Genomic DNA, 18,404 nt, shown 5'->3' on the forward strand with positions numbered 1-18,404 from the left:
AAAGCTGTTTTAAACTGCAAAAAAACGGGCTGACATGTTGAGTGTCAGCCCGTTTTTTATGGTGTTTGAATCGGTTTAGAAATTGAGTCTTAGTGACGCAAACATGGCGTTTAGGTCGTTGCCATTGGTTTCTGCGGTGTCGTAGTTAGCTGCCACGGAAAAGTTTGGCGTGACATAGTATCTAAGGGCAGCGGCAAAGCTGGTATCGGTTTGTGAGTAAACATCGTCGTGTTTAATTTTACCTTCTAACTCGACACGGTTTGATAAAGTGGTTCGTACCCCCAAAGAGATTCTAAAACCTGTTTCGTCGTTGTTACCATAGTCCGCTTTTATGTATTGCAGTATGCCGAATACATTGGACTGACCTCCAACTGGCGCATAGACACCTGCACCTATAGCCAATACATCGAGCTCGCCGTATTCTGTGGTCTCAAGCGCAACAAAAGGGCCTGCAGATGTTTCAACGGCGCCAGAAAGTGATGAGTAGTCATCGGATGATGAAGATGAGTCTGGGTCAATTTTGCCAAATCCGTAATCTATATAATCAAATGGACCTGCTTGAGCACCTGCTGATAAAGCACATGCTGTGGCTGTTAAGCTAGATAGTATTATGTTTTTCATGTTCATATCCTTTGTTTTGATTTATGGGAAATCTGTCACATAAGGCGTTGGAACGATTCTTTCCCCCTTTAGTCTGCGGCGGGTGAAGAGATTAGTTTAGTGGAACAGGGCGGTTTTTTTGTCAATCTGACGTATTTTACGGTAACTTTACGGTATTTGACGATATTGGTTTTTAGTTATGGGTGAAGGAAGTTGTCTATGAAAGATGTTTTGAGAAAGATCTGTTCTCCAGTATTGGGAATGTTCGAATCTGGCGAGGGGGATTTTGACTATAAGTCATCCCATCGAACGATATTGATAGTGTTGGGCTTACTTTGTTTTTTGATCGGATCTGTTTCTTTGGTGATGACGCTGATGACAGGTGAAGCGGCCGGTATTATACCTATCATGGTGTTTTTTCTAATGGGCTTAGTATGCGAAATTGTAGGCTTGTTAGGTAGTGATCGTGCAGTGGCAAGAATTTGGAAACGTAGCTAATTAGATCGTTTTATAGTGTGCAGAATACGAAAACAGCGACCCTAGTCTAGGGTCGCTGTTTGTTGTCTGCTATCTGTAGTGATAGTTATTTACGATCTTTGCCGTGATGACGAGGCATGTCATCACAATCTTCCATGCGCTCTTTTTGTAGCTCGATGAATTTAGTTTTTTGTTCTGGAGTTAAGATACTGAGCATTTTGTGCTGTTTGCTTAGCATGTCAACTTGACGCTTAACTTGTTTGTCTGACATTTCTTGTGCTAGTTCAGTGGCTTTAGCTGGATCAAATTTATCAGCCATCAGTAGGCTATTTACTTTATCAAAATGAGCCATACGAGCTTTTTCGCCTTGCTCTTTTTTGTCATTGAAGCGCTCTTTCATTTCTTCTTTGTTAGCTTGACGAAGCGTTTTGAATTGCTCTTTCTGGCTGTCTGTTAGATTCAATTCTTTCATCATGCCTCGGTCTAGACCTGGACGACATTCTTCCTGTGAGCCTTTGTGATCTTTTCCGCCAAACGCAAATGCGCTAGTGCTCAATACTAGTGGTAAAACAACAGAGGCTAGAATAAGTTTTTTTGCCATTTTCATATTTTCTTCCTTATATACTTTAGGGGATCAGATTATTGATAAGTACTGCGTTCTGAACGCATGGGAGTAGAATAGAGGCTGTAAGGTAAAGTGGCGTATTAGCTAGGTAAAGTATCGTAAAGGCTGCACCGCGCTTAGTATTTCGACGTAAAATGTTACCCATCAGCAAGAGTTTTATTCGCTAGCTACAGATTAATCCAAACCGTTTTAGGAACTATTGATGCCACATATTTTAATAATCGATGATGATGTTGAATTGAGTGATTTGCTCAAAGAAGTTTTATCTTTTGAGAATTGTGCTGTTTCTGCTGCCTATGATGGTGAAGCGGGTTTGGCAGCGATGGATGATAGTGTGGATTTGATATTGCTTGATGTCATGATGCCTAAGCTAAACGGTTTTGAAACTCTGAAGCAGTTGCGTGAAAAATGGGATGTGCCTGTTTTGATGTTAACGGCGAAAGGTGAAGAGATTGATCGTGTGGTTGGTCTTGAGCTAGGTGCGGATGATTATTTGCCAAAGCCATTTAGTGAGCGCGAGTTGTTGGCAAGAATTCGTGCCATTTTACGCAGGACTCAAGCAAGCAAAGGTCAGCAACAAAATGATTTTGTGACATATCGAGACATCAAACTTTATCCAGGTCGCCTTGAAGCGTATTGCAATGGTGATTTGTTGGATTTGACCAGTACTGAGTTTGCGCTTTTGCATTATTTTTTACTTCATCCCGGTAACGTTTTAACCAAAGAAGACTTAAGTTTGGATGTGTTAGGTAAACGTTTGGCGGCTTTTGATCGAGCGATTGATATGCATGTCTCGAATTTACGTAAAAAACTGCCAGACTGGCCGAATGGCAAACCTCGTATTAAAACCTTGCGTGGACGCGGTTATTTACTGGTGGAGGGCGACTGATGCGTTTGCCAAAGATCACTAGTTTGTACGGTCGTATTTTCGCTATTTTTTGGTTTACCATGTTTTTGGTGATTTTGGCTGTGTTGGCTTTGCCGCATTTTGATCCTCGTAAACCACGAGATATTCCTCCTCCTCATTATGATCGGATGCTGCAAATACGTGACCAAGTTGAGCGGACTTTTGCTTCTGCTCCGGATTTTGTTCAGGTTCTACATAATCTAGAAGGTTGGTCTCGCCATGGACCAGACGATAATAAACTGCGCCTTTTTATTACTGACCTTGATGGTAATGTGATTACTACTGATCGCCGCCCTGATTTTAGTTATAAGGCATTACGCAATTTTGTGACTTCTATTGATAACCCTCAGGAACCCCAGCAAAAACTGTACGGCAAGACGATGATTTCTGGCCCTCTTCCTATTCGGTTGGCCAAGAACGATTATTTTCTTTATATCGGAACTCGCTGGAGTGAGCCTCCGCATTTTTTATTACAACTCTTTGATCATCCTTTTCGTTTGTTGTTGGCAGTAATGTTGGTTAGTACACCTTTGTTATTGTGGTTGGCATGGGCGTTGAGTCAGCCTGCCCGTCGTCTTGAAAGAGCGGCGCAGCGTGTGTCACAAGGCGTGTTTGAAATTGATCCTGAGCTTGAAAAAGGTACCTCAGAGTTTCGCCAAGCAGGTGCCAGTTTTAATCAGATGGTAACGGCCGTAAACTTGATGATTACTCGGCAACAGCGTTTGCTATCGGACATTTCTCATGAGCTACGCTCACCTTTGACTCGCCTAAGAATGGCGCAAGCTTTGGCAAAACGAAAGCTAGGCGATAGTACGGATTTAACGCGCATTGATACGGAAGCTCAGCGTCTTGAGCAAATGATAGGCAAGTTGCTTGAATTGTCTAGCGTGCAAGTGGATAGTCATTTGAATCGAGAAATTCAACCGCTATCGAGTCTTTTTGATGCTTTGTTAGCCGACAGTCAGTTTGAAGCTGAACACATGGGTAAGACCTTGCTTTTGTCGGCTGTCCCTAATCGAATGATTAACTGTCATCCTCAATTGTTAATGAGTGCTTTAGAAAACATTGTCCGTAATGCCATTCATTATGGTAAAAACCAAATTCAGGTTTCATTGGATGTTCATTCAGATACGTTATCTATCCGAGTAGAAGACGATGGTGATGGTGTGCCTGAGGATGAGTTTGATTCTATTTTTAGGCCTTTTTATCGGGTTTCAACAGCACGTGACCGCCACAGTGGTGGCGCAGGGTTGGGTTTAGCTATCGCCGAAAATGCGGTTCGTCAACATAATGGTATGATCAGAGCTGCTCGAAGTGAACTGGGCGGGTTGCTGGTGGAAGTGACTTTGCCGCTGCAAGAAGAACCATAGTGCTTCTTTAATTTTTTTTAGGAAAGTATTATCTTTGTTTTTACGAAAGCATTAGTAGACAAAGCGATTAATTCAGCTCATATTAGAACCTCATCGTTCTTATTATGCATTCGGTTAATCGCTTTCCCCAAAAGCTATCCCTAAAAGTACTGAGTAACGCAGAGAGTATTTCTCTCTCGCACCTTGCCTTTTTTATACTTTATTTGAATAAGAAATTTGCTAATAAGCGCTTGGTCTATTTGTTTAGACTCGTTTTTAAAAACAAGAAAAGAGAGAAGCCTTGTCGTTTTTCTCTAAAACCATAGGTAATACATGATAAATACAGCCAAAGAATTTGTACTACAGCGAATTTGCATCTTTGCAAGCCAGACATTCGACCCTAACTCCGACTCGCAAGTGGTTGGATTATTAAAAAGTAAATTCAATATCCGTTTACCGCAGAGACGTTCTATTAATGAGTCTTTATCTTCTTCCGTTAGCGATCATGAAATTATCTCTTTGATTCTAAAGTATCGTTCAATGACAGAATCTTAAGTTCAAACCGTTAAGTCTTCTTTATTTTTTGACACACAAAAAGATTGCGTTACCAGATAGCTTCTCCCAAGGTATGATTTTGTCGTGTTCATGTTCAAATACATGAACGTCAAAATATGGCATTAACAGCGCTTGTAGTTCATTAAAGCTTAGTGCCACCATAGGGTGCTCGTCTGTCCAGAGCTGAGTGTGTTGCGCACTTGTTTTTTCAATGCTCAGCTTTAGTGTTTGCTTTTCTCCCTCACCACAGTAATACCAAGAAGAACCAAACGAAAACTCGCTGTTATCGTGCATCACACTGTGCTTGGCTGATAGGGTATTATCTATATGGTTTTTATCGACCGAATTGAAACAAAAAACACCGCCAGTATTGAGAGCTTTGTGCACGCTTTGAATGCAACTTGTTAGGTTTTTAATATCGCCGCTATAATGGACTGAGTATAAAAAACAGGTGATCAAGTCATAAGGCTCAGCTGCATCAAATGCACACATATTACCTAATTCGAAGTAAGCGTTAGGGCATCGTTGTTGTGCTATATCCAGCATTGGTTGATTTATATCCAAGCCGCTTGATTGATAGCCTTCTTGGCTAAGATAGCTGATATGTGGACCAGTACCACAAGCCAAATCCAAATGTTGTTTCCCGCCATTGCCGAAAATCTGATGAAGTCTATGCGCGCTGTTGCTTTGGGCTTGATAATTAATATCGGCACACATTAGATCGTAATAGCCGGATAAGTCCGTATAGAGCGCGTTGTCAGACATGTTTTCTTCACTTGGAGGGGATAAAATTTGATGGCGAATAATATAGTAGATCGCACTTTTTGCGAAGCAAAAAAACAGGAACAAAGAGCGACTTTGTTCCTGTTTTTTTATTGGAGTTTCGTTATCTTAATTAGACAAAGATAAAGAATTTAGCGATAAACAAGGCAGCTAAAAGGTATACCGCAATGCCTACTTGCTTGCCTTGACCTGATAATAGCTTGATCACAGCGTAGCTGATGAAGGACAAAGCAATACCATCTGCGATTGAGTAGGTTAGTGGCATGGTGAAAGCCGCAATCAGGACTGGTGCCGCTTCGGTAATATCATCCCAATCTACATGCGCTAGGCTGCTTGTCATTAATACAGCAACGTACATTAACGCGCCAGCTGTTGCATAAGCAGGGATAGATCCAGCCAATGGCGCAAAGAACAGGCTTAGTAAAAATAATAACGCAACAACTACGGCTGTCAAGCCAGTACGTCCACCAGCGGCAACGCCTGAAGCGCTTTCGATATAACTTGTTGTAGAAGATGTGCCTAGTGCAGCACCAACCACAGTAGCGCTAGAGTCTGCTAACAAGGCTTTTTTAAGACGCGGCAGTTTGCCTTCTTTATCTAATAAGCCACCACGTTGGCCAACGCCAATTAACGTGCCTGATGTATCAAATAAATCGACAAAGAAAAATGCGAAAATAACGCTTAGCATACTGATTTGGAAAGCACCTTCTATGTCCATTGCTAAGAAAGTAGGCGCAACGGAAGGAGGCATAGAAACTAATCCGCCGAATTCATTTTGACCAAATAGAATCGACAAAACCGTCACAAAAAGTATGCCGATCATTACTGCGCCTGTGATATTCAAATACGCCAAAGCACAGATAACAAAAAAGCCAAGTAAGCCATAAATCGCAGATGGCGAAGATAGGTCGCCTAAGGACACCATTGTCGCTGGATTTTTTACAATAATGCCTGAGTTTTGCAGTGCAATCATGGCTAAGAAAAGACCGATACCTGCCGCAATCCCCAGCTTCAATGAAGACGGAATGGCATTAATAACCCATTCACGAATTCGAAAAATACTGATGAAAATGAAAAGAATACCGGATAAGAAAACAGCGCCAAGTGCTTGCTCCCATGTGTAGCCCATGCCTAAGACTACACCGTAGGTAAAGAAGGCGTTTAATCCCATTCCTGGTGCTAGAGCGATTGGGTAGTTTGCATACAGACCCATAATCAAGCAACCAATTGCAGCTGCAAGACAGGTTGCTACAAATACAGCACCTTGATCCATGCCTGCTTGAGCAAGAATAGAAGGGTTAACGAAAATGATATAAGCCATCGTCAAGAAGGTGGTAATACCTCCGATAACTTCATTACGTACCGTGGTGTTGTGCGCTTTAAGTTTGAAATAACGTTCGAGCATGAGGGGGACCTTTTGCTAGTAGACGACGGCGATTATTTTATTGAGAGATTACTTATGCAGATTTGCTCTCAATAAAATATGCCGAGACAAGTTTAGTAACTGATCATTTGGTCAGTAAATAATTTCGGCGGCAAGTATAAAAAATTCGAGATGGTTTGGGGAGATAAATTGTAAGAAATAATCGATGTAATGGAGTTAAACAGTAAAAACTCACTAGTTGTGTGAGTTTTTACTGTTTATCCTGTGTTTTCTGACCGTTAAAGGACAGTTAACGGGTATTTATAATTTAGAGACTTGATAACCGCTGGCTTTAAGTTTTGCAAGTAAACTGTCTGGCCCAGCAAGGTGCATTGCTCCAACCATGATGAATTCGACTTCATCGTTCTTTAGCATATTTTCAATTTGCGCTATCCAAAGATTGTTTCGATCGACTAAAAGCGATTGATATACTTCAGGGTAATCTTGTCTAAAATCTGTTAACTCAATATCTGCCATGGTTTCCATATCGCCTTTTCTCCAGCTTTCCCTTAGGTCATTCATGGTCTTTGGCATGTCTTTGATATCTGACAAGGTATAATTAATCACATCATTACTGTCTTGATCATTGAGATTGCTGAGCATTTCTACTTGTGCTTCAGGCTCTTCAAGCCAGCCTTTGGGCTTTTGATCTTGTTGGGCTTTTTGTGCATAAAACTGATCGACACCTTCACTGGTAAAGCCCAGATGTTTCAGCTCAATCATACTTAGGGAAATCGCCAGTGCACTGGGCTTTAGGTTTTGAATAGCTGTAAAAGGTATTTGTCTAGCGTTTAAATAGATTTTGAGTGACTGATAGGTTTCCGCTGAGATCACTTGATCTATGGTCGTGCCATCAGAATAAGACAACTCGGCTTGCATTTGTCGTTTGAATGCTGGGTTACTTAAGGTTTCCATGTTGGTTTCAAAAATAACTTTATCGGCAGCTTGGTAGGCTTTCTCGTAGGCTTTTGGTAAAGGGTAATCTTGTGCAGTGAGTAAGTGAATGGTACCACCAATATAGAGCGTATTGGTGCCTGACGTTACTTTCCAGACAGAAGCTGCTTGGGTTTGAAATGTAGCAGCCGCTAGTAAGGTTAAGCCAAATTTTTTGAGAAGATTCATGAGATACCTAAATGGTTTTGTTGATCTATTATGACTTTCAGTTTACCTATCTCAATGATGAGCGGAAGAGGTTAATGAAAGTTGTACTGCTTTTTTCTCATTTTTTGCTACGGAATTAGTAGGTTTTATCCTACTAATACTCTCATAAAGAATGGCAAGCATAATGAGTAAAAGTGGTATTATCCTCGTTCTTATTTATTCGAGTGTGTGGGTTTTCGATGGGAAAAGAGTTTGTCTCTATAGGGTTAACGAACCCTAAAAGCACTTCAAATGTCGGTTCTGTAATGAGGGCAGCAGGGTGTTATCAAGTGGATCAAGTTTTATATTCTGGCAGTCGTTATGATCGTGCAGCTAAGATGTCGACAGACACCAAAAAAGCAACTTCATCCATTCCTTTGATCAATATAGAAAGCCTTGGTGTAGACAATTTGATTGAGGCAGTAGACACCGATACCAAGATTGTGTGCGTCGATTTGATCCAAGGTGCGACACCGTTACCAGCCTTTAATCATCCTGAAAAAGCCTTGTATATTTTTGGGCCAGAAGACGGCACGATAGGCCAAAAAATTGTCGATAGAGCCGATTTTGTTGTCTTTGTTCCTACTGTTGGTTGTATGAATCTAGCCGCATCGGTGAATGTGCTGCTTTATGATCGCTTAGCAAAGTCTGCTCGAGCCTTTGCAGGGGACGAGCTGATTCGCCAAAGTAAAGACGTCAATAATAATGTTAAAGTCCGACCTAATGCTTGAAAGTAAGGCGCCTGAGTGTAAGGGGATGTTGCTTTCTTATCTATTACTTTGCATATAGTTAGCAGAATTTTGACTGTGATAAGTCTGTATCAATGCAAAAATGTCTCTTAAACCTAATGGCTATATTAGGAAGACGGCAGGTGTTCTGTTTTTTCTGTTTTTGAGTACCATCTTGCTGTCCATTACTTCCTTTTAGCCATCATGGAACCTGTTTGATGAGATAGAAGGAACGCATACAAATGGAGCCTATAAAACGAGTCGTGCTTGCTGCATTAGCTTGTTATGTCCCAGTTATTTATGCTGCTGACACCCCCTTTACTCCTTTAGAGCCCTTGAGCGCTGAATTGGAGTTGGGAGTTATTGCAATTACTGGTAATACAGAGAGTACAGCGGTGAAAGCAAAAGCGACTATTAAACAGGACTTTGAAGCTTGGAAAGCGAAGTATCAGATAGATACACTTTACAAAAGAGGTAAAAATGAGGGCGAAACTGACACAAGAACAACGGCACAAAAATTATTTTTATCCGCACAGAGTGACTATAAATTAAGTAGTGAAAATACTTCTGTATTTATCTATGGTTCCTATACTGACGATCGATTTAGTGGTTATGAATATCAGAATACAGTGTCTGTTGGTTACTCTGCGCGTTTGTTTGCTAGTGATAGCTCTTTTTTAGATTACAGTATCGGCCCTGGTTATTCTTTTACTAAAACGGATAAGGGCGATGAAGATGAAACAGCAATAATGCATGTCGAATTGCAATATGAGTACAAAATTAGTCCTAATGCCACGTTTCAGCAAGCCCTTAGCACCGAAGCTGCATTGCAGAGTGATAAAAATACTCGTTCGAAGTCAGAAACTTCCGTTAGTGTAAAACTGAGGGATGACCTTAGTATGAAAGCCTCTTATAGTCTTACTCATAATAGCCAAGTGTTGGATGATAAAAAGAACACAGATGGCACAACAAGTATCATTTTTGCTTATACATTTTGAGATGTTTTCGTTATGCGCTATCAGGGTATAAAAGTCACTTTGGTGACGGGTTTTTTAGGAGCGGGTAAAACAACCCTTATTCGCCACTTACTTGCGCAATCGCCTCCTAATGAGCGTTGGGCAGTATTGGTTAATGAGTTCGGTGATATTGGACTTGACGGTGCTTTTTATGCGGATTTAGGCGTGGCGATCCGTGAAGTTCCTGGTGGCTGTGTTTGCTGCACGACGTCCGCCGCCTTTCAACAAGGATTGAACCAATTAATTCGCCAATATAATCCCGATCGCATTTTTATTGAGCCATCGGGCCTTGGTCATCCAAAACAGATTATGCAAAAGCTACGCAGTGCTTCTTATCAAGATGTGTTGTTTTTGACTGGGGCATTTTGTGTATTAGATGCACGTAACCTAAAAGACGAGCGTTACACAAAGCATGATATTTTCAATGATCAAATAGAGTCTGCTGACGGCATTGTATTGAGTCATGTTGATCGTTATCAGCAGGAAGATATTGATTTATTAGAGTCTCGATTTGGCGCGCTTACTTCAAAGGCATCAACTCCCGTTCTTTACATGTCTGAGCCTATGGCCTTAAGTGCGGATTCGTTGGATATAGGCTTAATGAATTCATTAAGTATTTCTATTACTCCAGAAAGTGATTCGAATCACTCTTCCCACCACCATCGTTATCATGAAGGTGGTGGTGTAGAAATACCGATTCAAAACGAGCGCTGGAGCTATCATAAACAACAAGGTGCAATGCAGGTGGTCGGCTGGCGTTGGCCTGATTTTGATTGTTTTGATAAAGAGAACATGACGTCAATTATTCAAGATATGTCTAAGCCTAATGGTGTTTACCGTATCAAAGGAGTGTTTGTTATCAACTCAAGTGAAGCTCTTTTTGTGAATGTCGCGCGAGGTGAAGTTGTAATAACAATATCACCTTGGCAGGGAGGTAGTCGCTTAGAAATAATAGGCGGAATCGAAGGTGATTGGTTGGAAGTTTGCCAAAATTATTGTGCTAAGTTTCTTTAATTAAGGTTTCGCTGATTATATTTGCTAGCTTTGTATTTACTTCAATTTTGTAGATTCTCTTTGTTTAACTGACAAAATCCGATGCTTGGTCTATTTTGTCATTAACTTTGGCACCTTTTGTTATTGAGAGAAAGCCTCCGATAGAGGAACCTTTCTAGCATAAGAGGTTCCTATTGGAACGGATGGAATAAAAACAATAAGAGGTCATAGGCTATGCCTGAATATAAAGCGCCACTGCGCGACATCAAATTCGTCACTGAAGAAGTTCTCGATTTTCATGGACACTACGCTAAGTTGCCTGGTGCCGAAGAAGCGACGCCTGATATGGTGGCGGCGATTCTGGAAGAGGGCGCCAAGTTTGCTGAGCGTGTTCTTTCTCCTCTAAACCGTGTTGGTGATCAACAAGGTTGTCAATTTAAAGATGGTGTAGTCACAACACCCGAAGGCTTCAAAGAAGCTTATCAGCAATATGTTGAAGGTGGCTGGCCATCGCTGTCTCATCCTGAAGAAGTGGGTGGACAGGGCTTACCAGACTCCCTTGGCATGATGGTGACGGAAATGATCGCCACTTCAAACTGGTCTTGGGGTATGTACCCAGGCTTAAGCCACGGAGCCATGAACACCATTGAATTGCATGGCACTGATGAGCAAAAACAAACCTATCTAACAAAACTTGTTTCTGGTGAATGGACTGGCACCATGTGCTTGACTGAGCCTCATTGTGGTACTGACCTTGGTATGCTGAAAACCAAGGCTGAGCCGCAAGCTGACGGCAGTTATGCCATCACCGGCACCAAGATTTTCATCTCTGCCGGTGAGCATGATATGGCTGACAACATTGTCCATATCGTATTGGCTCGTTTACCTGATGCACCTGCTGGTACAAAAGGCATTTCATTGTTTATTGTGCCAAAGCATAACGTCGATGGCTCTGGTGAAATGGCAGATCGTAACCAAGTGTCTTGTGGTTCAATTGAACACAAAATGGGTATTCATGGTAACGCGACTTGTGTAATGAACTTTGATGGCGCGAAAGGCTTTCTTATTGGTGAAGCAAACCGCGGCTTGAATTGCATGTTTACCTTCATGAATACTGCGCGTCTTGGTACTGCTTTACAAGGCTTAGCACATGCTGAGTGGGCGTTGCAGAACTCTGTTGCTTACGCGAAAGACCGCCTGCAAATGCGTTCTTTGTCCGGTCCAAAAGCGCCAGAAAAAGCAGCAGACCCAATTATTGTTCACCCAGATGTACGTCGTATGTTGCTAACGCAAAAAGCGTTTGCCGAAGGCGGTCGTGCTTTGATTCATTATTGCTCTATGTTGGTAGACATAATGAAAAAAGGTACTGCTGACGAGAAAGCAGAAGCTGACGAACTGATGTCCTTACTTACCCCAATTGCTAAAGCATTTCTCACTGAAACTGGTTTTGAATCTGCTAACCATGGTTTGCAAGTGTTTGGTGGTCATGGCTTTATCGCTGAATGGGGTATGGAACAAAACGTACGTGATTGCCGTATCTCTATGTTGTACGAAGGTACAACAGGTATTCAGGCGTTGGATCTATTGGGTCGAAAAGTACTAATGACTCAAGGTGCTACACTACGTCGTTTTACAAAAATTATTCATAAATTTTGCAAAGAGCACAAAGGCGATAAACGCTTAAAATCTTATATCACTGCACTGGATAAACTGAACGGTGAGTGGGGCGATGTTACGATGAAAATCGGCATGAAAGCTATGCGCAATAAAGATGAAGTAGGCGCAGCGTCTGTGGATTATTTGATGTTCTCTGGTTATGTGGTGTTGGCTTATTTCTGGGCTCGCATGGCTGTGACGGCACAAACAAAACTAGACGAAGGCACTGATGAAGTTGGTTTTTATACGGCCAAACTGCAAACAGCAACTTTCTACTATGAGCGATTGTTACCACGTACTCGTGGCCATGTAGAAGCTATGTTGTCAGGTGCTGATAATTTATTGGCGATGGATGAAGATAATTTCTTATTCCTAAATGCATAATTAACACAACGAATAAGCACCTGTGTAACATTGTCACACAGGCAATAAATTTTTTGCTAGGTTAAAGAGGTTTATATTATGAGTGAAGCAAGAACCGTTTTTGAATCCATGTTAAATCGTTTCGATGCGGATGAAGCAGATGACATGGAAGCTGTGTTTCAATTTGACTTAGATGATGCGGACAGTTATTACTTAAGTATCACGGATGGAAAATGTGATATGGGGGAAGGGGAGCATGATGATCCAACCGTGACTCTTAGTATGGACTTAAATACCTTAAAAGATGTTATGAGTGGTGAATTAGATGGTATGGCTGCTTTTATGCAGGGAAAAATCCGTGCCGATGGAGATATTATGCTGGCGACTAAATTGACTCAAATTTTCCCTCAGTAAGGGATCTTTTAGCAATTTTATAGCTCTAAAGCTCAACTACCTTTGTGTGGTTGGGCTTTTGTACTGAGATCTTACATGATCGTCAAAACTTTGTTAAAAAGAGACTGGAAATGCTTATTTATCACTTATAAATACTGCTTTTTTGTCTGTTTTTGCCTTTTTATGGCTTGGCTCGTGACATCATGAAAGAGTCTCATATTCTCCTAAATAAAAAAAACAAATGGAGCTTATTATGACAATGGATACTTCTTTTCTTAGCAATGCAAATATTAGAAAAGCGCCGGGCAGCTATTTACCCGCATCGCTAAACCCACATGCTTATCAGTCATTAAATGATGTCTTAGCGTTAGCTACGAAAAAATTTGCCGATCGACCTGCTTTTACCAGTGTTGGCCGTACTTTGACCTATCGTGAATTAGGTGAAAAGTCCGATGCATTTGCAGCGTACCTTCAGCATGAAACGGATTTAATGCCTGGCGATCGGATCGCTGTTCAATTGCCTAATATTATTCAATATCCTGTGGTGCTGTTTGGAGCGATGAAAGCAGGCTTAATTATTGTTAATACCAACCCACTTTACACGCCAAAAGAGCTTGAGCATCAATTTAATGATGCTGGTGTAAAAGCCTTGGTTGTGTTTGCGAATATGGCGCACAACGTCGAAAAGATATTGGCAAAAACCTCAATTAAGCACGTCATTATTACAGAAATTGCTGATTTTCATCCTCCTTTAAAACGCTTGCTAGTTAACTCTGTTGTTAAATATGTGAAGAAAATGGTACCTGAGTATCATATTTCTGGTGCTTTAACGCTTAATGATGCGTTGTCGAAAGGCAAGGGTAAACCAGTCGAGAAAGTTGAATGCAATCCGGAGAACATTGCGGTATTGCAATACACTGGTGGAACAACTGGTGTTGCGAAAGGGGCGATGCTGACTCATGCAAATTTGATTGCCAATATGTATCAGTTAAGTTCTAGATTGAGTTCTATCATAGCTGATACAAACGAAGTCTATATTGCTCCGCTGCCGCTTTATCATATCTACGCTTTCCTAATTCATGGTCTGACACTTTTAGAGCGTGGTGCTCATAGTGTTTTGATTCCTAACCCTCGAGATTTACCAGGCTTTGTTAAAGAGCTTAAAAAATGGCCATTTACTGGCTTTGTTGGTCTGAATACCTTGTTTGTAGGGCTATGCAATAAAGCGGAATTCAAAGCACTTGATTTTTCAACTCTTAAGCTAACCTGCTCTGGAGGCATGCCTCTAACTCATGCTGCCGCGGATGAATGGGAGAGAATCACTGGCTGCAAAATAGTAGAAGGTTATGGTTTAACTGAAACGTCACCAGTTGTGTCTTTTAATCCTATTGGTAAGGAGCGTATTGGTACGATCGGCCTACCTGTTTCTGAGACGGATATTAAGATTCAAGGGCGTGATGGTGAAACCTTGCCACAAGGGGAATCGGGTATGTTGTGCGTACGAGGACCTCAGGTGATGAAAGGCTATTGGAATCGTGAAGAGGCGACCCGAGAAGTCATGACAGAAGATGGTTTTTTAATCACAGGCGATATTGCTATGCAGCACCCTGATGGTTACTTACAAATCGTCGATCGTGCGAAAGATATGATCATTGTATCTGGCTTCAATGTGTACCCAACTGAAGTGGAAGATTGTCTTTCTTCTCATCCGTCGATTCTGGAATCCGCCGCTATTGGTGTGCCAGACGATAAGACGGGTGAGTCCGTAAAAGCTTTTGTGGTTTTAAGAGCGAATGTTGAAACACTTGATGAAAAGGCCTTGCGCATATACTGCAAAGAAAATCTTGCTGCTTATAAGGTTCCTAAATTTGTTGAAATTCGCAAAGAGTTACCAAAGACCAACGTGGGTAAAGTTTTGCGTCGTGCCTTGCGCGAACAAGAGCAGGCTTAACGCTTACGTTTAACGCCTTTTGAAGTGATTGGGAGAGCAATAGTGGCACAGGTTAAACGTAAGCTAATGCATCGACGTTGCATAGAGTCCTATGGTTTTTTACGCGAAGACGGTCTATGGGATATTGAGGCAAGTATGCAGGATCTTAAGTCCTATAATGTAAAGCGTGAATTTGATGGTAGTTTGGTGCCGGAAGGTAGTCCTTTTCATGATATTCGTGCTTGCTTGACGTTAGACGACACCTTTTTAATCAAAGAGGTGTCGGTGACTATGGATTCCTATCCTTTTCCTAACTGCGGAGGCGCAGCACCTAGTTTTTCGATACTAAAGGGGACTCGAATTGAACCAGGTTGGAGCCGTTGGCTAAAAGAAACCTTTAGCGGCAAAGTCGGCTGTACTCATGTGTTAGAGCTTTTCCCAGTGGTCGCTACAACGGCGTTTCAAACTATGTGGGGGCCGCTTGGCGAGAAATACCCTGAGCAAATTTCATCAGCAGTGACTAAGTTAATTAATAGTTGTCATGGTTGGTCTGAAGACGGTCCAATGGTTCGTAAATTGGTCGATGAACAGGTACTTAAGTTACCATCAGAGGAGAGTCAGTAATGAGTGATTTTGTTACTGAAAGCATTGAGTCTGGTGTGCAGATTTTGTGCTTAGATCGAGTTGAAAAGAAAAACGCAATTACATTGGACATGTATCAGGCACTAACTAATGCACTACGTCGTGCAGAGCTTAATCCAGAAGTAAAGGTGACCTTAATACATGGCGCGGGGCGTGATTTTTCTTCGGGAAATGATATTAATGAATTCGTTCAGATTGCCCAAACGCCAGAAAAAATGGAAGCCATCATGGCTTTCTTGCAAGTCTTAAGCAGCTATAAAAAACCACTGGTAGCAGGTGTTGAAGGCCGAGCTGTTGGTGTTGGCGCAACCATGTTGCTTCATTGTGATTTGGTTCTTGCTTCTCGAGGGGCGCGTTTACAGTTTCCATTTGTACAACTAGGCTTGGTGCCAGAAGCGGCGTCGAGTCATTTGCTTCCTCAATTAGTAGGTCATCAAAAAGCCTTTGAGATACTTGTGTTGGGTGACGTTGTTGATGCGACGCAAGCCTACGAGTTGGGGCTAATTAATCACTTATGTGAAGAGGGCGAAGCCTATAAAATGGCATTGTTTTATGCTGAGAAAACAGCAGCGCTGCCTGTTGAAGCTGTAGCTTTAAGTAAGGATCTATTGAAATATCGAGCGCAGGATGATGTTCAAATGGCCTTGATGCGAGAAGGTCGAATTTTTAAAGATCGTCTACGTTCAACAGAGGCACATCAAGCTTTTACTGCGTTTTTGTCGCGTAATAAGTAATGTCTTTTAATGATTTCTGTAAAGCCTCACTTATCAGTGGGGCTTTTTTGTTATTAAGGCTAGACTAATTGGGTTGAAAGGTTTTGGAGCCTTTTTAACAGATAATGCGCGCTTCTGAACGACGCTTGAATATTTTTGTCAGTTAACTGGCGCTTTTTTGTTATTGATGAAAACCATTCCCAAACTACTATAGAGGGTAAGTGAAGAGTTCTATTGATAGGGAATATTAATATGCAATCAATCTAGTGAAAACTAAGGTTGAATGCTTAAAACAGAACTTAATAATAAATACGAGGGGCTTATGAAAATCTTAGTATCTGTAAAGCGAGTCATAGACTACAACGTCAAAGTTCGTGTCAAATCCGACCATACAGCGGTCGATCTTACCAATGTCAAAATGTCCATGAATCCTTTCTGTGAAATCGCCGTGGAAGAAGCTATTCGCTTAAAAGAGAAAGGTGTTGCTTCTGAAGTCGTGGTGGTATCTGTTGGTTCAAAGTCTTGCCAAGAAACCTTGCGTACAGCAATGGCGCTGGGCGCAGACCGTGCCATTCAAGTTGAAACAGAAGATGGTTTAGATTCTTTATCTGTCGCTAAACTCATCGCCAAAGTGGCCCAAGATGAAGCCGCTGATTTGGTTATTATGGGTAAGCAAGCGATCGATTCTGATAATAACCAGACTGGTCAGATGGTGGCTGCGTTATTGGATTATCCTCAAGCGACATTTGCATCTGAGGTTGCTATTGAAAATGGTGAAGCGCAAACATCCCATGAAATAAAAGTAACCCGTGAAATCGATGGTGGTTTGCAAACCTTGGCAATTATGCTGCCTGCGGTTGTTACCACAGATCTTCGTCTAAACGAGCCTCGCTTTGCGTCTCTGCCTAATATTATGAAAGCGAAGAAAAAACCATTGGATGTAAAAACACCTGCCGATCTTGGTGTAGAAGTTGGCTCTAATGTCAGCATCGTATCGGTTACGCCGCCGCCACAACGCGCTGGTGGTATTAAAGTTGGCTCTGTTGCTGAGTTAGTAGACAAACTTAAAAATGAAGCGAAGGTGGTGTCATGAGCGTTTTAATCATTGCAGAACACGATAACAAATCTCTAAAGCCTGCGACCTTAAACACAGTGACCGCAGCAACACAAATTGATGCTGATGTTCATGTATTGGTTGTCGGTTTTGAATGCCAAACCGTCGTCGAGCAGGCTTCACAAGTGGCTGGCGTCACCAAGGTATTGGTCGCTGACAATGCCGCTTATGAGCATCAGTTGGCAGAAAATGTTTCTAAATTGGTGGTTGAAGTCGCTAGCGACTACGAACACATTTTAGCCCCGGCAACAACGACAGGTAAAAATACCTTGCCGCGTGTGGCTGCACTATTGAATGTGGCTCAGTTGTCCGATGTGATCAAAGTCGAAGCAGCGGACACCTTTGTACGCCCAATCTATGCAGGCAATGCTATTGCTACCGTCAAAACAACCGATGCGGTAAAAGTACTAACTATTCGTACAACTGGTTTTGATGCCGCAGCTAGCACCGGCGGAAATGCTGAGCGACAAGTGCTTTCTCAAGTTATTGCTTCAGATCGTAGTCGTTTTGTGAAAGAGCAATTAGCCGAGTCTGATCGTCCCGAATTGACCGCTGCCAGTGTAATTATTTCTGGTGGTCGAGGCATGGGCAATGGCGAGAACTTCAAATTATTGGAAGGTGTCGCAGACAAACTAGGCGCTGCTATTGGTGCTTCCCGTGCCGCTGTGGATGCTGGTTTTGTACCGAACGATTTACAAGTCGGTCAAACGGGTAAAACCGTTGCGCCGGATCTGTATATCGCGGTCGGTATTTCTGGTGCGATTCAGCATTTAGCTGGTATGAAAGACTCCAAGGTGATTGTTGCCATCAACAAAGACGAAGACGCACCTATTTTCCAAGTAGCAGATTATGGTTTGGTAGCCGATTTGTTTGATGCCGTGCCAGAGCTAGAAAAAAGCCTGTAATTTTTTAATAGAACGTCGCCTGTTTAAGCTTTTGACAAGGCTTAAACAGCTTTTAAATACCGGATAGCGGTGAAAGATAGTTTCACCGCTAT

At 41.9% G+C, this 18,404-nt stretch carries 19 protein-coding genes; 14 read left to right on the forward strand and 5 right to left on the reverse strand.

Annotated elements, in window-relative coordinates; translation table 11 throughout:
* Positions 1-75: 75 nt before the first annotated feature.
* Positions 76-621, reverse strand: a complete 546-nt coding sequence (locus tag CCS02_RS01135; protein ID WP_100635344.1) for a hypothetical protein — start codon at positions 619-621, stop codon at positions 76-78.
* Positions 622-819: 198 nt separating this feature from the next.
* Between CCS02_RS01135 and CCS02_RS01140 the strand changes: the two genes are divergently transcribed.
* Positions 820-1,098: a hypothetical protein gene (locus tag CCS02_RS01140; protein ID WP_072837879.1), complete on the forward strand. Its 279-nt coding sequence runs from the start codon at positions 820-822 to the stop codon at positions 1,096-1,098.
* 85 nt (positions 1,099-1,183) lie between these two features.
* Here the strand turns inward: CCS02_RS01140 and CCS02_RS01145 are convergent, their stop codons facing one another.
* Positions 1,184-1,684: a CpxP family protein gene (locus CCS02_RS01145; protein ID WP_100635346.1), complete on the reverse strand. Its 501-nt coding sequence runs from the start codon at positions 1,682-1,684 to the stop codon at positions 1,184-1,186.
* Between the two features lie 220 nt (positions 1,685-1,904).
* On the opposite strand from CCS02_RS01145, the gene CCS02_RS01150 reads away from it, so the two are divergent.
* The 3 genes from CCS02_RS01150 (at position 1,905) to CCS02_RS01160 (ending at position 4,513) form a co-directional block, all read left to right on the forward strand.
* A complete protein-coding gene (locus tag CCS02_RS01150; RefSeq protein ID WP_072837881.1) occupies positions 1,905-2,591 on the forward strand; it encodes a response regulator in 687 nt (228 codons plus the stop codon).
* Positions 2,591-3,979: an envelope stress sensor histidine kinase CpxA gene (cpxA, locus tag CCS02_RS01155; RefSeq protein WP_100635347.1), complete on the forward strand. Its 1,389-nt coding sequence runs from the start codon at positions 2,591-2,593 to the stop codon at positions 3,977-3,979. The genes CCS02_RS01150 and cpxA overlap by 1 nt, the downstream gene beginning before the upstream one ends.
* Positions 3,980-4,291: 312 nt before the next feature.
* Positions 4,292-4,513: a hypothetical protein gene (locus CCS02_RS01160; protein WP_012069275.1), complete on the forward strand. Its 222-nt coding sequence runs from the start codon at positions 4,292-4,294 to the stop codon at positions 4,511-4,513.
* 21 nt (positions 4,514-4,534) lie between these two features.
* Here the strand turns inward: CCS02_RS01160 and CCS02_RS01165 are convergent, their stop codons facing one another.
* The 3 genes from CCS02_RS01165 to CCS02_RS01175 form a co-directional block, all read right to left on the reverse strand.
* A complete protein-coding gene (locus CCS02_RS01165) occupies positions 4,535-5,278 on the reverse strand; it encodes a class I SAM-dependent DNA methyltransferase (protein WP_072838070.1) in 744 nt (247 codons plus the stop codon).
* Between the two features lie 130 nt (positions 5,279-5,408).
* On the reverse strand, positions 5,409-6,701 hold the full coding sequence (locus tag CCS02_RS01170; RefSeq protein WP_100635349.1) for an NCS2 family permease: 1,293 nt from the start codon (positions 6,699-6,701) through the stop codon (positions 5,409-5,411).
* Between the two features lie 279 nt (positions 6,702-6,980).
* A complete protein-coding gene (locus tag CCS02_RS01175) occupies positions 6,981-7,841 on the reverse strand; it encodes a TraB/GumN family protein (protein WP_100635350.1) in 861 nt (286 codons plus the stop codon).
* A 218-nt stretch (positions 7,842-8,059) separates the two neighbouring features.
* Here CCS02_RS01175 and CCS02_RS01180 point away from each other — a divergent pair, with 218 nt between their 5' ends.
* From CCS02_RS01180 to CCS02_RS01225, 10 genes are all read left to right on the forward strand, one after another.
* Positions 8,060-8,590 carry an RNA methyltransferase gene (locus CCS02_RS01180; RefSeq protein WP_072837885.1) on the forward strand — a complete coding sequence of 177 codons (531 nt, stop codon included), beginning with the start codon at positions 8,060-8,062 and terminating at the stop codon, positions 8,588-8,590.
* A gap of 239 nt (positions 8,591-8,829) precedes the next feature.
* Entirely contained in the window at positions 8,830-9,585 is a 756-nt protein-coding gene (locus CCS02_RS01185; RefSeq protein ID WP_072837886.1) for a DUF481 domain-containing protein, read from the forward strand.
* Positions 9,586-9,597: 12 nt separating this feature from the next.
* The gene (locus CCS02_RS01190) at positions 9,598-10,617 is read left to right on the forward strand and encodes a CobW family GTP-binding protein (protein ID WP_100635352.1); all 1,020 of its coding nucleotides are present in this window, start codon (positions 9,598-9,600) and stop codon (positions 10,615-10,617) included.
* 213 nt (positions 10,618-10,830) lie between these two features.
* The gene (locus tag CCS02_RS01195; protein WP_072837888.1) at positions 10,831-12,636 is read left to right on the forward strand and encodes an acyl-CoA dehydrogenase C-terminal domain-containing protein; all 1,806 of its coding nucleotides are present in this window, start codon (positions 10,831-10,833) and stop codon (positions 12,634-12,636) included.
* Between the two features lie 78 nt (positions 12,637-12,714).
* Positions 12,715-13,029, forward strand: coding sequence for an SCP2 sterol-binding domain-containing protein (locus CCS02_RS01200; protein ID WP_012069283.1), 315 nt, complete (start codon positions 12,715-12,717; stop codon positions 13,027-13,029).
* Between the two features lie 232 nt (positions 13,030-13,261).
* Positions 13,262-14,959, forward strand: a complete 1,698-nt coding sequence (locus tag CCS02_RS01205; RefSeq protein ID WP_100635353.1) for an AMP-binding protein — start codon at positions 13,262-13,264, stop codon at positions 14,957-14,959.
* 42 nt (positions 14,960-15,001) lie between these two features.
* Positions 15,002-15,562, forward strand: a complete 561-nt coding sequence (locus CCS02_RS01210; protein ID WP_100635355.1) for a DUF2889 domain-containing protein — start codon at positions 15,002-15,004, stop codon at positions 15,560-15,562.
* Complete coding sequence (locus CCS02_RS01215; RefSeq protein ID WP_100635357.1) at positions 15,562-16,314, forward strand: enoyl-CoA hydratase-related protein; 753 nt, start codon at positions 15,562-15,564, stop codon at positions 16,312-16,314. Before CCS02_RS01210 ends, CCS02_RS01215 begins: the two co-directional genes overlap by 1 nt.
* Positions 16,315-16,615: 301 nt before the next feature.
* Positions 16,616-17,386, forward strand: a complete 771-nt coding sequence (locus tag CCS02_RS01220) for an electron transfer flavoprotein subunit beta/FixA family protein (RefSeq protein ID WP_100635359.1) — start codon at positions 16,616-16,618, stop codon at positions 17,384-17,386.
* Positions 17,383-18,312: an electron transfer flavoprotein subunit alpha/FixB family protein gene (locus tag CCS02_RS01225; protein ID WP_100635360.1), complete on the forward strand. Its 930-nt coding sequence runs from the start codon at positions 17,383-17,385 to the stop codon at positions 18,310-18,312. The genes CCS02_RS01220 and CCS02_RS01225 overlap by 4 nt, the downstream gene beginning before the upstream one ends.
* The last annotated feature ends 92 nt before the right edge of the window (positions 18,313-18,404 follow it).

The organism is Marinomonas sp. ef1 (assembly GCF_002806845.1).
Taxonomy (GTDB): Bacteria; Pseudomonadota; Gammaproteobacteria; order Pseudomonadales; family Marinomonadaceae; genus Marinomonas; species Marinomonas polaris.